The sequence below is a fragment of the Nesterenkonia halophila genome, assembly GCF_009467795.1.
Taxonomy (GTDB): domain Bacteria; phylum Actinomycetota; class Actinomycetes; order Actinomycetales; family Micrococcaceae; genus Nesterenkonia; species Nesterenkonia halobia.
Genome location: NZ_WIAX01000017.1, coordinates 1 through 12,988 on the forward strand (window position 1 = coordinate 1; position 12,988 = coordinate 12,988).

Consider the following 12,988-nt stretch of genomic DNA (forward strand, 5'->3'; position numbering starts at 1 on the left):
CGAGTCGCCGGACGCCTCAGCCACCCCCTCCGCTCCGGAGACGACCGACGGCGCCGAGGACTTCCTCCCCGGCACAGGGCAGGAGACGACCTCCCCCGAGGACTCCACCTCGGGCACTGCGCCGAGCAGCGCGGCCTCCGAGGATGCTCTGGACGACTCGCTACCCGTGCCCGGCGGCCCGCGGCCCACGAGCGACGGGAGCTCGGAGCCGGGGACGGACGAGGACGCCGGCGCCGCGGAGCCCGACGCGAGCCGAGGCTCCGGCCAGAGCCCGGCGCCCGACCCCGACGCCGGACAGGACGACGCTGGGCAGGACGACACCGGGCACCCTGCGTCGGCCCAGCCGGATTCCCTGCAGTCCGATCCCCCGCAGGGCCGCGACGACGCAGCGGCCCCGGACTCCCAGCCCGGAGGCGTCGCGCAGCAGGACTCCGGCCGAGCATCCGCACCGACTGCGAAGTCCTCGGACGCCGCCTCGTCGTCAGCGCCGCCGTCCTCCGCGGCGGGAGACACGTACCGCGAGCCCACCGACGGGCCCGTCGCCGTGGACCACGACTCCGACGCCGGCCTGGCCTTCACCGGCTCCGCAGTCGGCCCGGTCGTCGCCGTGGCGCTGACAGCCATCGCCGTCGGCGCAGCCCTGCTGAGCATGCTGGGTCGCCGCCGCGCCGACTGAGGCCGAGCACCCTGCCACCTCGGTCCGCGACCCGGATCAGCGCCGCCGGATCGAGCGCCAGGCCGGCGCGTCCACACTCATCGCTCCGCCGCCGGTGCAGGCCAGCACCAGCGCGATCACGGCGAGCAGCACCGAGAACTCCAGCGTCCCGCCGACCAGCAGAAGCATCGGCTCGCCCTGGTCCAGCAGCGCCGACGTCGACGTCGCCTCCCGTCCCAGGACCACCGCGGCCGCGCCGCAGACCACGGTGAGCACCGCCGCGGAGAATCGCGTCAGCAGCCCGATGATCAGCAGCGCGCCGCCGATGATCTCGACGAAGGGCAGCGCCGCCCCCACCTGCTGGGCGAAGGGCAGTCCGAGATCCACGGCGTAGTCCCGGGAGCCGTTGACCCCCAGCCAGGTGACGCGGCGCAGGCCCGACATGATGAACAGGATGCCGGCGGCGAGCCGGAGCAGGAGGAGGCCGAGGTCGGTGCTGAAGTGGTTCCGCATGCTCCTACTGTGACACCCGTCGCCCGCACCGACGTGGTTCACCACACGGTGCGCCGCGGGCCGGCTCCGGCCGCGCCTCGCCAGGCGGTCGGGCCGCGACCGCCGACGTCGCCGCCGGGTCACCACCGGTGCGGGGCCGGACGGCGCGTCGACGGCAGCGCGGCCGCGGCCCGCCAGCTCCGCAGCTCTTCGGAGACGTCGACGTCCTCGGGCTGCTCGTGGCCCAGCGCGGCCAGCTCGGCCAGGATCTCCTCGCGCGAGACCGGCCCGTCCGGGCCGAGGAGCCGGGCGGCGATCTGCGCGCGGACGCAGATCTCGCCGTCGACGACCACCCGCTGCTCGAAGAACAGGCAGCGCTCGTCGAAGCCGAGCATCCGCGTGTGGACGGTGAATCGACGCATCAGCGTCACCGCCCGGCGGAAGGTGATCTGCTCGGACTGCACCACCGGGGTCCAGCCGAGCGCCCGCATGCGCGACCAGACTCCGGCGCGGGCCATGAGGTCGTAGCGCCCCAGGTCGAAGAGCGAGAAGTACTGGCCGTTGTTGATGTGCAGCGCCAGGTCGACGTCGGTGGGCAGCGCGCGCAGCGTCAGCGAGCCCGGCTCCCACGGCGAGAGCGCCGGGCGCCGTCGGGCGCGCAGCAGGGTCAGCAGAGTGCGCAGGATCACATGCATGCGGCCAGTCTGCCACAGAGGCTACTCGTCGGTAGCATGCTCCTCGGCCGACTCGACCGCCGGGTCAGCCTCCGGCTCGGCGGGTCGCAGCACATACCCGGCCCCGCGGACGGTGTGGATCATCCGCGGCCGGCCCGCCTCGACCTTCTTGCGGACGTAGGAGATGTAGAGCTCGACGATGTTGGCCTGCCCGGCGAACTCGTACTCCCAGACCTGCTGGAGGATCTCGGTCTTGGACAGCACCGTGCGGGCATGGCGCATCAGCAGTCGCAGCAGTCGGAACTCGGTCTCGGAGAGGTCGATGTCGTGGTCGCCGCGACGGACCGTCCGCGCCGAGGTGTCCATCTCCAGATCCCCGACGACGAGCCGCTCCCCCTCGCGGCGGGCCGGCAGCCGCCGACTGAGCAGATGCAGTCGGCGCACCGCCTCCTCGCCGCCGGGATTGCCGAGGATGTGGTCGTCCAGCGGCGCACAGCCGGCGAGGACCTCGGCGGTCGTGGCCTCGGCGTCGAACCAGATCAGCGCGACCAGGTGCTCCTCCGCGCGCCGCAGCTCGGCCAGCAGCGTCTCCGTCTCCGGCACCCGCCGACTCGAGCGGGCGTCGACGACGAGCAGCCGCGGCCGCTCCTGGGCGGTCAGGCTGTGCGCGACCTCCGCGCTCGGGGCGTGGAGCACCTTCACATCCAGGGCGCGCAGCCGCTGAGTCAGCTCCGACTGCGCAGGAGAGGGCCCGCCGAGCAGCAGCACGGGCGAGGAGACGTGCAGAGCCGCGGCGTCGGCGCCGTCGACCGGCTCATCGGTCACATTCACCCTCCGTCCTGACGCCCTCCGGCCGTGACTCGCATCCCGTCCGAACTGCCAACATATCGACTCCGCGGAGAGACGACCACCACCTTCGCCCGACGGGAGCTGATCGTCGGCTGGACGCCGGCGTCGGGCGCCGTGGACCGCCGCTCGTCTCCACCCCGATCCGGGCCGAACCGGCGGTTCAGTTGAGCAGGTGCACCAGCGAGCCGAGCAGGAAGGACGAGACCGCCAGTCCGGCGAAGCCGAACTCCACCAGGATCCCCACGCCCATCGCGCGCAGCGCCTTCAGGCTCGAGGCGCCGGCGGCCCGCCAGTCGCGGTCGCGCCGGAGGTACTCCGCGGCGAACAGTCCCAGGGCGAAGCCCAGGAAGAGCCCCAGCGGCGGCAGCAGGATCATGCCGACGACGGCGGCGACGAGCCCTGTCAGCACCGGCCCGCGCGGGACCCGTTCCCGATGCAGCATCCGACCGGTCAGCACTGTGGACGCGCTCCATCCCGCCACGGCCAGCACGGCGCCGAGGAGCCCGGCAGTCCAGGCCGCCGGCCCGCCGATCAGCACCGCCCAACCGAGCAGCGTGACGATGATCAGCAGGCTTCCGGGCAGCACCGGCAACACGATGCCGGCCATGCCGACCAGCAGCAGCACCAGCGCCGTGCCGGTGGCGATCCCCTCGCCCAAGGTCGAATCGAGCATGGCCCCCAGCCTGCCACAGCGGGGCTGTTGGCAGAACGGCTCCGGCGGCCATACTCTGCAGGTGTCGCACGACTCCCGGGCGCGGCGTGGATCGCCGGTCAGGCGGCAGGCCGCGTCTCGCTCCTGTGGCCGACCCGTCACCGCCCCGTCACAGGCGCATGCGACACTCGTGAGCGTCAGCCGCCGGACGACGAAGTCCGGCCCGGTGCCCGCCGACGGACGTCGGCGCGCGGAGCAGTGAGGAGATCAGATGATCATCGGAGTCCCGACGGAAGTGAAGAACAACGAATTCCGCGTCGCGCTGACCCCGGCGGGCGCCGTCGACCTCATCGGGCACGGCCACGAGGTGCGGATCCAGCACGGGGCCGGGACCGCCTCCGGCTTCACCGACGAGGACTTCGCCCGCGCCGGCGCCCGCGTCGTCGACTCCGCCGAGGACGTCTGGGGGTCCGCCGACCTGGTGCTGAAGGTCAAGGAGCCGCAGCCCGAGGAGTTCGGCTCCCTGCGCTCGGGCCAGGTGCTCTTCACCTACCTGCATCTGGCCGCCGAGCCGGAGTGCGCCGCCGCGCTGCAGGAGCGCGGCGTCACCGCGATCGCCTACGAGACCGTCACCGGCGCCCACGGCCTGCCGCTGCTGGCCCCGATGAGCGAGGTCGCCGGCCGGCTGGCTCCGCAGGTCGGCGCCTACCACCTGATGCACTCGCAGGGCGGCTCGGGGCTGCTCGTCGGCGGCGTTCCCGGGGCCCGGCCGGCGAAGGTCGTGGTCATCGGCGGCGGCAAGGCCGGCGAACAGTCCGCCATCACCGCGATGGGCATGGGCGCCGACGTCACCGTGGTCGATCTGAGCATCGACCGGCTGCGCGAGCTCTCGGCGCTCTCCGCCCGCGGGCTGACCACGCTGGCCTCGAACACGCTGACCATCACCGAGGAGGTCGCCTCCGCAGACATGGTCATCGGCTCGGTGCTCATCCCGGGAGCGACGGCGCCGAAGCTGGTCACCCGCGAGATGGCCGCGCAGATGCGCCCGGGCTCGGTGCTGGTGGACATCGCCATCGACCAGGGCGGATGCTTCGAGGGCTCGCGGGCGACGACCCACGCCGACCCCACCTTCATGCTGGGCGAGCAGATCTACTACTGCGTGGCGAACATGCCCGGGGCGGTGCCGCACACCTCGACGGCGGCGCTGGTCAACGCCACGCTGCCGCATGTCCTGCGGCTGGCCGACAAGGGCTGGCGGCAGGCGATGCGCGACGACGAGCACCTCGCCGCCGGGCTCAACGTCCACGACGGCCGGCTGACCTACGCGCCGGTGGCCGCCGCGCTGGGCGAGGAGGCTGTCGCCGTCGCCGACGTGCTGGGCTGACCCGCCGCAGAGCCGCGGACCGACGGCGGGATGGCTGGAGTAGGCTGGAGCCGACGTGACCCGGCCCGCCCGTCGAAGGAAGGCCCGCCCGATGACCAGCACCGACCCCGCCGCCGAGCTCCGCGCGGCCCGCGACCTCCTCGTCGACCATCAGCAGGACTGGCGGCGTGCCCGCGAGACGTTCCGCTGGCCGCGCTTCGAGCACTTCAACTTCGCTCTCGACTGGTTCGACGTCGTCGCCGCCGGCGAGCGCGCCGACCAGGATGCGCTGGTGATCTCCGAGGCCGACGGCACGGTGCTGCGCCGCAGCTACGCCGAGCTCGCCCGCTCCTCCGACCGGCTGGCGAACTGGCTGACGTCGATCGGCGTCGCCCGCGGCGACCGGATGATCCTGATGCTGGGCAACCAGATCGAGCTCTGGGAGGTCATGCTCGCCGGCATCAAGATCGGCGCGGTGCTCATCCCGACCACCACGCAGATGGGGGCGAACGATCTGCAGGACCGGGTCACCCGCGGCCGGGCCCGATGGGCCGTGGCCGGCGCCGACGACCTGGTGAAGTTCTCCGCGGTGCGACCGGCCGAGGATTTCCTGACCATGATCCACGTCCCTGGCGTGCACACCCCCGAGGTCCCGTCGCCGGAGGTCTCCTCCCCCGACGGGACTCCGCGGGCGGTGCATCGGATCGACGCCGCCTCCGCCGCGCCGGACGAGTTCACGCCCACGCAGGTCACCGACGCCGACGAGACCCAGCTGCTCTACTTCACCTCCGGCACCACCACGCTGCCGAAGCTGGTCGAGCACACCCATGCCTCGTACCCGGTCGGGCATCTGTCGACGCTGTACTGGATCGGCCTGCAGCCCGGCGACGTCCACCTCAACGTCGCCGGTCCGGGGTGGGCCAAGCACGCCTGGTCGAACTTCTTCACCCCGTGGCTGGCCGAGGCGACGATCTTCGTGCACAACTACACCCGCTTCGACGCCGCGACGCTGATGGAGCAGATGGATGCCCACGGAGTCACCAGCTTCTGCGCCCCGCCGACGGTCTGGCGGATGCTCATCCAGGCGGATCTGAGCGCGCTGCGGAATCCGCCGCGGGTGACGGTCTCGGCCGGCGAGCCGCTCAACGCCGAGGTGATCGACCAGGTCGAGCGCACCTGGGGACGCACGGTCCGCGACGGCTACGGCCAGACCGAGACCACCCTGCAGGTGGCCAACACGCCGGGCCAGCCGCTGGTGCGCGGCTCGATGGGCCGGCCGCTGCCGGGCTTCGACGTGGTGCTCATCGACCCGACCACCGGCGCGGAGGCCGAGGAGGGCGAGCTCTGCCTGCGCGCGGCGCAGACCGGCGAGGACCGGCCGGTGGGACTGATGCGCGGATACCACGGCGACGCCGAGCGCACGGCCGAGGTCTTCGCCGACGGGCTGTACCACACCGGCGACGTCGTCCGGCGCGAGGCCGACGACGTGCTGACCTACGTGGGCCGCAACGACGACGTCTTCAAGGCCAGCGACTACCGCATCTCGCCCTTCGAGCTGGAGTCGGTGCTCGTCGAGCACCCCGCCGTCGCCGAGGCCGCCGTCGTCCCGGCCCCGGACCCGGTGCGCCTGGCGGTGCCCAAAGCCTGCGTGGTGCTGGCCGCCGACTGGGACTGGGACGCCGAGACCGCGACCTCGATCCTGGCCCACTGTCGCGAGCAGCTGCCGCCGTTCAAGCGCGTCCGGCGCATCGAGCACACTGAGCTGCCCAAGACCATCTCCGGCAAGATCCGCCGCGTGGAACTGCGCGACGTCGAGGCGGCCCGCGGCGAGGAGCAGGCGGCGGCAGAGTTCCGCGAGCAGGACCTGCCGGGGCTGCGCCGCTGAGCCGCTGAGCCGCGGCGCTCAGGCCCGCAGGCTCGCGCGGACCGCCCAGACGACCGCCCAGAGTGACGTCCGGCGCCGGCCGCTCGGCCAGCGTGCGACGCTCCTCGACGCCGTCGCGCGCGGTCATCGGGCCCCTCGACGGTCCGGACGCTCAGCGGTGCTGCCAGCGCGGCTTGCGCTTCTCCTGGAAGGCGGCCATACCCTCGGCCTGGTCCTCAGTGCTGAACAGTGCGTGGAACTGCCGACGCTCGAGCAGCAGCCCCTGCTGCAGCGGCGTCTCGAAGGCGGCGGCGATGGTCTCCTTGGCCGCCTGCGTCGCCGGCTTGGACTTCGAGGCGATGAGTTCGGCGACGGTCTTCGCCTCGGCCTCCAGCTCGCCGTCCTCGACCACGCGGGAGACCATCCCCATGCGCTCGGCCTCGGCGGCGTCGACGTGGCGTCCGGTGAGGACCATGTCCATCGCCTTGGCCTTGCCCGCCGAGCGCGCCAGCCGCTGCGAGCCGCCCATGCCGGGGATGACGCCGAGGTTGATCTCCGGCTGGCCGAAGGTCGCGCCGCTGCCGGCGATGACGACGTCGGCCATCAGCGCCAGCTCGCAGCCGCCGCCGAGCGCGTATCCGGAGACGGCCGCCACCACGGGAGTGCGCAGCGCGGCGAAGTCCTCCCAGCGGCGGAACCAGTCGGCCGCACGCATCTCGGCGGCGGATTTGTCGGCCATCTCCTTGATGTCCGCCCCGGCGGCGAAGGCCTTCTGCGAGCCGGCCAGCAGGATCGCTCCGACCGAGTCGTCGGCGTCGAAGGCCGTCGCCGCGGCGACGACCTCGTCCATGGTCCGCTCGTCGAGCGCGTTCAGCGCCGCGGGCCGGTTGAGCTGGATCCGCCCGACCCGCTTGGCGGAGGACACCTTGATGGTCGCGTACGTCGGCTCAGTCATGCGGCAGCTCCAGGATCTTGTGCGGCACAGGGGTGAAGAAATGGTCGAGGAGGTCGTCGTCGACGTCGGCCAGCGTGGGCGGGCGCCACTGCGGGCTGCGGTCCTTGTCCACCAGCTGGGCGCGGATGCCCTCGCGGAAGTCGTGGGAGCGCAGCATATGGACCCCGACGGTGTATTCCTGCAGCAGCGCCCCGGCCAGCGACAGGTCCCCGGCGGTGGTGATCGCCCGGTGGGCCACCCGCACCGACAGCGGCGAGCGGGCACGGATGACCCCCGCGGCCTCTCCGGCCTCCGGCACGTCCTCGGTCAGCGCGTCGAGCCGGGCGAGGATGATGTCGACGTCGCCGCCGGAGTAGGCATGGTTGATCCAGTCGGCGGACGCGAGCGCGGATTCCTCGACGTCACGGGTGAACTCGGCGACGACTTCGTCGGCGCCGCGCGCGGCCAGCGCATCGATGAGCGCGGCGATGTCGGCGGAGTCGATGCGCGCATCGGCCAGCCCCAGGTGGATCGCGTCGGCGGCGTCGAGGTGCAGCCCGAGCATCCCGGCGTGCAGACCTGTCTTGCGCGGGGCGCGGGAGAGCAGATGGGTGCCGCCGACGTCGGGCGAGAAGCCGATCGTCGTCTCCGGCATGCCCGCCCGGGTGTGCTCGGTGACCAGCCGGTGGCTGCCGTGGGCCGACAGTCCCAGCCCGCCGCCGAGGGTCAGTCCGTCCATCACGGCGACGTAGGGCTTGGGGAAGCGAGCGATGGTCAGATTCATCCGGTACTCGGCCGCCCAGAAGTCCTCCGTGGCGAAGTGCGCCTGGTAGGCCGGGGTGCCGTCGGGCAGCACCGGCCCGCCGTCGACCTCCTGGTGCTCGACCATGTCGCGATGGACGCCGACGACGTCGCCGCCGGCCGACAGCCCTTTCTCCCCCGCGCCGCGGACCAGCACCTGGGCGACGGCGTCGTCGACGGCCCAGTCCTCGAGCTGGACGAGGATCGCCTCGCACATCAGCTGGGTGAGGGCGTTCAGCGACTTCGGACGATTCAGCGTGATGATGCCGAGGTGGCCGCGCGTCTCGAACGCCACGTCCCCAGTGAACGTCTCCCTGCCCATCGCGCCTCCTCATTCCGGTGACCTGGATTTCTCCACGGTATCGGCACGCACAGGAGCGTTCAACAGATGAGACGCTGTCCCCTCAATCGGCGCGCACTCCGTGGCTCCGCGGCTCGAGGGCCAGCCGCCACGGACGCACCAGCACCACGACGACGACGTTGGCGATCACCATCCCTGACGCGATCACCGCGGCCATCGCCGTCGCGCCGGTGCCCAGCATGCCGACCACCGGGGCGGCCACGGCGCCGACGCCGAACTGCACCGCGCCCAGCAGCGCCGCGGCCGTCCCGGCGGTCTCCCCGTGCCGGGAGAGCGCCAGCGCCGGCGCGTTGGGCAGCGCCAGCCCCGCGGAGGCGAGCACCAGCCACAGCGGCAGCAGGATCCCGAGCAGCCCGCCGAAGCCGGTGACCGCGCAGAGCAGCAGCACCAGCCCGGCCAGCGCTCCGCCGGCCAGCGCCCCGGCGAGCACCTGCGCGGGGCTGAACCGGCGCAGCAGCCGCACGTTGCACTGCGTGGCGGCGATCAGCCCGACCGCCCCGGCGCCGAAGACGACCCCGTACTGCTGCTCGTCCAGCCCGTACTGCTGCTGAAAGACGAAGGAGGAGCCGGAGACGTAGGCGAACATCGCCGCCATGGCCAGCCCGGCCACCAGGATCAGCCCTACGTAGGTGCGGTCGCGCAGCAGCCGGCCGCAGTCGCGCAGCGTGCCCAGCGGTCCGCCGTGTCGACGCCGCTCGGGCGGCAGGGTCTCGGGCAGCATCAGCGCGCTGGCGCAGAGGATGGCGACGCCGAAGCCGGCCAGCACCACGAAGACGCCGCGCCAGGTGGTCATCGTCAGCACCAGCCCGCCCAGCGTGGGCGCCAGCACAGGAGCCGCGCCCATGACGAGCATCAGCCGGGAGAGCGTCTTCGCCGCGGCCATGCCGGTGAACAGATCCCGCACGACGGCCATGGCGACGACGGTGGCCGCCGCGGCCCCGAGACCCTGCAGCACGCGCAGCGCGCCGAGGGTGAGCAGATCCGGGGCGAACACGCAGCCGACTGACGCCAGGATGTGCAGCGCGACGCCGACCAGCAGCGGACGCCGCCGGCCGACGGCGTCGGAGAGCGGGCCGATCAGCAGCTGCCCGAGGGCGAGGCCGGCGAGCGTGCCGGTCAGCGTCAGCTGGACCGAGGCTGCCGGCACCTCGAGCTGCTCGCCGATGGTCGGCAGCGCGGGAAGGTACATGTCCACTGTCAGCGGACCGATGGCGATGAGCACCCCGAGGACCAGCACCAGGCGCAGCCGCTGACCGGTGGTCATCCGCTCCCCCGGGGTCAGTCCGTCATCCGCCGGGGAATGCGAGGACGTCGACGAGCTCGCAGAGCGCACAGGCTTCCTCCTCGACGTCGCGATGTCGGTCAGGCGTTCCAGAGGCCGTAGGAGTCGGCCAGGGCGGCGATCTTCTGCGCACGGGCCAGTCGCGGCAGGTAGGAGCCGTCGCCGATGGATCCGCCCTCCTCGTGCTGGATGATCAGCTCGCGGGCCCACTCGAGCTCGTCGGGCGAGGGCGAGAGCCCGGCGTTGACCTGCTCCACCTGCCCGCGATTCAGCGAGAGCTTGCCGGTCATGCCCATCGAGGCGGTGACCTCGCAGGCCGCGGCGACGGCGTCGCCGTCGGCGTCGGCCGGGGTGGGACCGTCGATGGCGCCGGGCAGTCCGCCGACGCGCGAGGCGATGACCAGCCGGGAGCGCGCGTAGGCCAGCGCCATCGGGTCGGCGGAGACGCCGACGTCCTTGCGGAAGTCGTTGGTGCCGAAGGCCAGCCGGAAGGTCCCCGGCGCCGAGGCGATCTCCGTGGCGTTCTCCACGCCGAGAGCCGACTCGACCAGCGCGATCACCGGCGTGCCGGCCCGCAGCCGCATGGCGGTGTAGGTGACCTGCTCGGGCCGCTCGGTCTCGGCCAGCATCACCCCGCGCAGCCCGTCGGCGCGGGACAGTGCGGCGACGTCGTCCTCCCAGTGGTCGCTGGTCGTCGGGCTGATCCGCACCCAGGCGGTCATGCCGCCGTTGAGCGCGGAGAGCACGCTCTGCCGGGCCTGCACCTTGGACTCGTCGGGCACCGAGGCCTCGAGGTCGAAGATCACCGAGTCTGCCTCGCTGGCCAGCCCCGGGGCGAAGTCCACCTGCCGGGCGGCGTTGATGAGCAGCCAGGAACGGGAGAGCTTGGCGGGCAGCGTGGCGGCACGACGGTTGCGGATCGGCATGGCCCCAGCCTAGCGCCCGCAACGATGCTCGGGACGATACTCCACCGGCGTGACACGAATCGATGACGCGGAGTCACCTCGAGGCCGCTCAGGCCGGTCAGTCGTCCGGCAGCACGGCCTCGGCGACATCCGCCACCAGAGCATCCTCGTACTCCGCGTCGGCGTCGTTCCGTTCAGTGAGCACCACCAGGACGATCGGTTCGCCCTCCGGAGGTTGGAGGACGGCGACATCATGGCGCATCGCTCCCGCCCCGCCGGACTTCTCGGCGACGGACCACCCCTCGGGCGCACCCGCCCGGATGAGCGTGTCGCCGGTCGCGTTGCCGCCCATCCAGTCCATGACCATGCGACGGTCGTCCTCATCGAGCCACTCGCCGGCGACGAGGCGCTCCAAGTTCCCGGCGAGCGCTTCGGCCGTGCTGGTGTTGGCCGTCTCCCCTGCGACGACGTCGTTGAGCTCCGGCTCCCGGTCGACGGGGCGGGTGACGGAATCACCGATGCCCTCCAGCGCGCGCTGGAGGCCCTCAGGGCCGCCGAGGTGCTCCACGATGAGGTTCATCGCCGTGTTGTCGCTCTGTCTGACGGCGGCCTCAGCCAGCTCGCCGAGCGTCAGGCCGGTGTCGACAGCCTGCTCGGTCACCGGAGAGTATCCTGCGGCCTCGATGTCCGCCGACGTCCACCGCACGAGCTGACCACGTTCCTCCGCCCCGGTGGAGTGGAGGAGGGCCGCGGCCGCGAAGGCCTTCATCGTCGAGGCGAAGCCGAAACGCTCCCCGCCCCGATGGCTCAGCGTGCTCCCGTCGTCGAGATCGATCATGGAGACCCCGACTCGGGCGTCGTATTCCTGCTCCAGCTGGTCGACGGCGTCGACGGGGCCCGACGGCGAGGGAGCCTCAGCGGGGGACGTCGACTCGGCCGACGCGCCGACGCCACCTCCTTCGGCGGGGAGGCTGGAGCACCCCGAGAGCAGCAGGGCCAGCCCGAGCGCCAGTGTGCCGGGACCGAGCGAGGGGGAAGCCGACATGCACGCCACACTATCGCGCCGCCTCGTCGCTGACCTGGAGTCAAGCACTGCACGCGACTCCCGAGCCATCCCACCCCTCCTACTCGGTTGACACCTCCCCCCGCGGCGTTCCATCATGATCCTCGGGCCATGGTTCATATTTGAACTGTGTCACGGAGGCGATCCCCCTCCCCTCCGCCGCCCACCCCGCAGGTTGCACACAGGTCGGATCTCCGTTCCGTCCGACCGTCGCATCTGCCGTCGAGAAGGCTCTGCTGGTCGGGTGCCGCGTCATCCCCCTTCAGCCGCATCCGGCTCCTTCTCGCCCGGCGGGCGGGAGGCCGTTCTCCCCCGATTCAGGCCTCCCGTCCGCCCTCCTCCAGCGGGTTTCGCCCCGGTCGCGCCGGCGTCGTATTCTGACACCATGCCGCTCCCGCTCCCTCTCCCCGCGCGTCCGCGACGCGCCCTCGTCGCCGTCGGTCTGGCCGCGGCGCTGGCGATGACCGGATGCGGGGACGACGCTCAGGAGCAGGGCGTCGGCCCGGATGCGGACACCGACGCCGACAGCGACCTGCCGGCCCCGGCGCATGCCGAGGACGACACCGTCCGGCTCACGATCGGGCTGGTCAGCCCGGAGAACCAGCAGTCCTACGCGCCGATCTCCGAGGACGGCGAGCTGCTCGACGCAGAGGACGGCCCGACGGTCCAGGAGCGCGAGATCGCCCGGACGGAGAGCTTCGGCTGCCAGGACACCGTCAGCATCGTGCGCACGGTGCCGAAGCTGACCGACGACCCGCTGGGCGAGTCGCTGCGCTTCATCGTCGAGGACACCCGCACTGAGCACGGCGACCCCGCCTTCGCCAACCCGCTGGCGGACTCCGAGGAGCTGAGCCTGGAGTCGGCGAGCGTCGACGGCGACACCGTCACCGTCGAGCTGGGCGGGGAGATCACCACGCGCAGCGTCTGCGAGTCCTGGCAGCTGCTCCAGCAGCTCGACGCCACCGCGCGCGCGGCCGCCGGCGCGGACGAGGCCGAGGTGCTGATCGACGGCGAGCCGCTCTCCCGGCGGCTGGGCCTGGGCGAGGACGTCGCCGACGCGGCGCTGCGCCCGATCTCCGGCTGAGCCGGGCCG

General features: G+C 72.6%; 13 protein-coding genes. 4 read left to right on the forward strand and 9 right to left on the reverse strand.

The annotated features are described in order from the left end of the window. Positions 1 to 676, forward strand: a 676-nt coding sequence (locus GCL72_RS09710) for a hypothetical protein (protein WP_211365010.1), incomplete at its 5' end; no start/stop codon positions are given. Positions 677 to 712: 36 nt separating this feature from the next. Here the strand turns inward: GCL72_RS09710 and GCL72_RS08495 are convergent. The 4 genes from GCL72_RS08495 to GCL72_RS08510 all read right to left on the reverse strand — a co-directional run bounded on the left by GCL72_RS08495 (position 713) and on the right by GCL72_RS08510 (position 3,343). Beyond that, positions 713 to 1,168, reverse strand: a complete 456-nt coding sequence (locus tag GCL72_RS08495; protein WP_153144289.1) for a DoxX family protein — start codon at positions 1,166 to 1,168, stop codon at positions 713 to 715. 119 nt (positions 1,169 to 1,287) lie between these two features. Further along, on the reverse strand, positions 1,288 to 1,842 hold the full coding sequence (locus GCL72_RS08500; RefSeq protein WP_153144290.1) for an acyl-CoA thioesterase: 555 nt from the start codon (positions 1,840 to 1,842) through the stop codon (positions 1,288 to 1,290). A 21-nt stretch (positions 1,843 to 1,863) separates the two neighbouring features. Continuing rightward, complete coding sequence (locus GCL72_RS09900; protein WP_246161099.1) at positions 1,864 to 2,646, reverse strand: winged helix-turn-helix domain-containing protein; 783 nt, start codon at positions 2,644 to 2,646, stop codon at positions 1,864 to 1,866. Between the two features lie 184 nt (positions 2,647 to 2,830). Then, positions 2,831 to 3,343, reverse strand: a complete 513-nt coding sequence (locus GCL72_RS08510; RefSeq protein WP_153144291.1) for a DUF456 domain-containing protein — start codon at positions 3,341 to 3,343, stop codon at positions 2,831 to 2,833. Positions 3,344 to 3,593: 250 nt separating this feature from the next. Between GCL72_RS08510 and ald the strand changes: the two genes are divergently transcribed. Together ald and GCL72_RS08520 are read left to right on the forward strand one after the other, a co-directional pair. Further along, positions 3,594 to 4,706, forward strand: coding sequence for an alanine dehydrogenase (ald, locus tag GCL72_RS08515; RefSeq protein WP_153144292.1), 1,113 nt, complete (start codon positions 3,594 to 3,596; stop codon positions 4,704 to 4,706). Between the two features lie 91 nt (positions 4,707 to 4,797). After that, entirely contained in the window at positions 4,798 to 6,570 is a 1,773-nt protein-coding gene (locus GCL72_RS08520) for an AMP-binding protein (RefSeq protein ID WP_153144293.1), read from the forward strand. A 151-nt stretch (positions 6,571 to 6,721) separates the two neighbouring features. Here GCL72_RS08520 and GCL72_RS08525 read toward each other — a convergent pair whose 3' ends face one another. The 5 genes from GCL72_RS08525 to bla all read right to left on the reverse strand — a co-directional run bounded on the left by GCL72_RS08525 (position 6,722) and on the right by bla (position 11,877). Then, complete coding sequence (locus GCL72_RS08525; protein ID WP_153144294.1) at positions 6,722 to 7,504, reverse strand: enoyl-CoA hydratase-related protein; 783 nt, start codon at positions 7,502 to 7,504, stop codon at positions 6,722 to 6,724. Then, positions 7,497 to 8,579 (reverse strand): 3-hydroxyisobutyryl-CoA hydrolase, encoded by a 1,083-nt coding sequence (locus GCL72_RS08530; protein WP_246161100.1) that lies wholly within the window; start codon positions 8,577 to 8,579, stop codon positions 7,497 to 7,499. Before GCL72_RS08530 ends, GCL72_RS08525 begins: the two co-directional genes overlap by 8 nt. A 109-nt stretch (positions 8,580 to 8,688) precedes the next feature. Further along, positions 8,689 to 9,978, reverse strand: coding sequence for a multidrug effflux MFS transporter (locus GCL72_RS08535; protein ID WP_246161101.1), 1,290 nt, complete (start codon positions 9,976 to 9,978; stop codon positions 8,689 to 8,691). 29 nt (positions 9,979 to 10,007) lie between these two features. Beyond that, positions 10,008 to 10,853: an HpcH/HpaI aldolase/citrate lyase family protein gene (locus tag GCL72_RS08540; RefSeq protein ID WP_153144296.1), complete on the reverse strand. Its 846-nt coding sequence runs from the start codon at positions 10,851 to 10,853 to the stop codon at positions 10,008 to 10,010. A 97-nt stretch (positions 10,854 to 10,950) separates the two neighbouring features. Then, positions 10,951 to 11,877, reverse strand: coding sequence for a class A beta-lactamase (gene bla / locus GCL72_RS08545; RefSeq protein ID WP_153144297.1), 927 nt, complete (start codon positions 11,875 to 11,877; stop codon positions 10,951 to 10,953). Positions 11,878 to 12,280: 403 nt separating this feature from the next. Here bla and GCL72_RS08550 point away from each other — a divergent pair, with 403 nt between their 5' ends. Next, positions 12,281 to 12,979 carry a GerMN domain-containing protein gene (locus tag GCL72_RS08550; RefSeq protein WP_153144298.1) on the forward strand — a complete coding sequence of 233 codons (699 nt, stop codon included), beginning with the start codon at positions 12,281 to 12,283 and terminating at the stop codon, positions 12,977 to 12,979. Positions 12,980 to 12,988 lie beyond the last annotated feature (9 nt).

Excerpts from the sequence above, each read along its gene's own strand:
- GCL72_RS08510 (WP_153144291.1), bottom strand. The coding sequence starts at position 3,343 with ATGCTCGATTCGACCTTGGGCGAGGGGATCGCCACCGGCACGGCGCTG.
- GCL72_RS08550 (WP_153144298.1), top strand. The coding sequence starts at position 12,281 with ATGCCGCTCCCGCTCCCTCTCCCCGCGCGTCCGCGACGCGCCCTCGTC.
- GCL72_RS08495 (WP_153144289.1), bottom strand. The coding sequence starts at position 1,168 with ATGCGGAACCACTTCAGCACCGACCTCGGCCTCCTCCTGCTCCGGCTC.
- ald (WP_153144292.1), top strand. The coding sequence starts at position 3,594 with ATGATCATCGGAGTCCCGACGGAAGTGAAGAACAACGAATTCCGCGTC.
- GCL72_RS08500 (WP_153144290.1), bottom strand. The coding sequence starts at position 1,842 with ATGCATGTGATCCTGCGCACTCTGCTGACCCTGCTGCGCGCCCGACGG.
- GCL72_RS08520 (WP_153144293.1), top strand. The coding sequence starts at position 4,798 with ATGACCAGCACCGACCCCGCCGCCGAGCTCCGCGCGGCCCGCGACCTC.
- GCL72_RS08540 (WP_153144296.1), bottom strand. The coding sequence starts at position 10,853 with ATGCCGATCCGCAACCGTCGTGCCGCCACGCTGCCCGCCAAGCTCTCC.
- bla (WP_153144297.1), bottom strand. The coding sequence starts at position 11,877 with ATGTCGGCTTCCCCCTCGCTCGGTCCCGGCACACTGGCGCTCGGGCTG.
- GCL72_RS08525 (WP_153144294.1), bottom strand. The coding sequence starts at position 7,504 with ATGACTGAGCCGACGTACGCGACCATCAAGGTGTCCTCCGCCAAGCGG.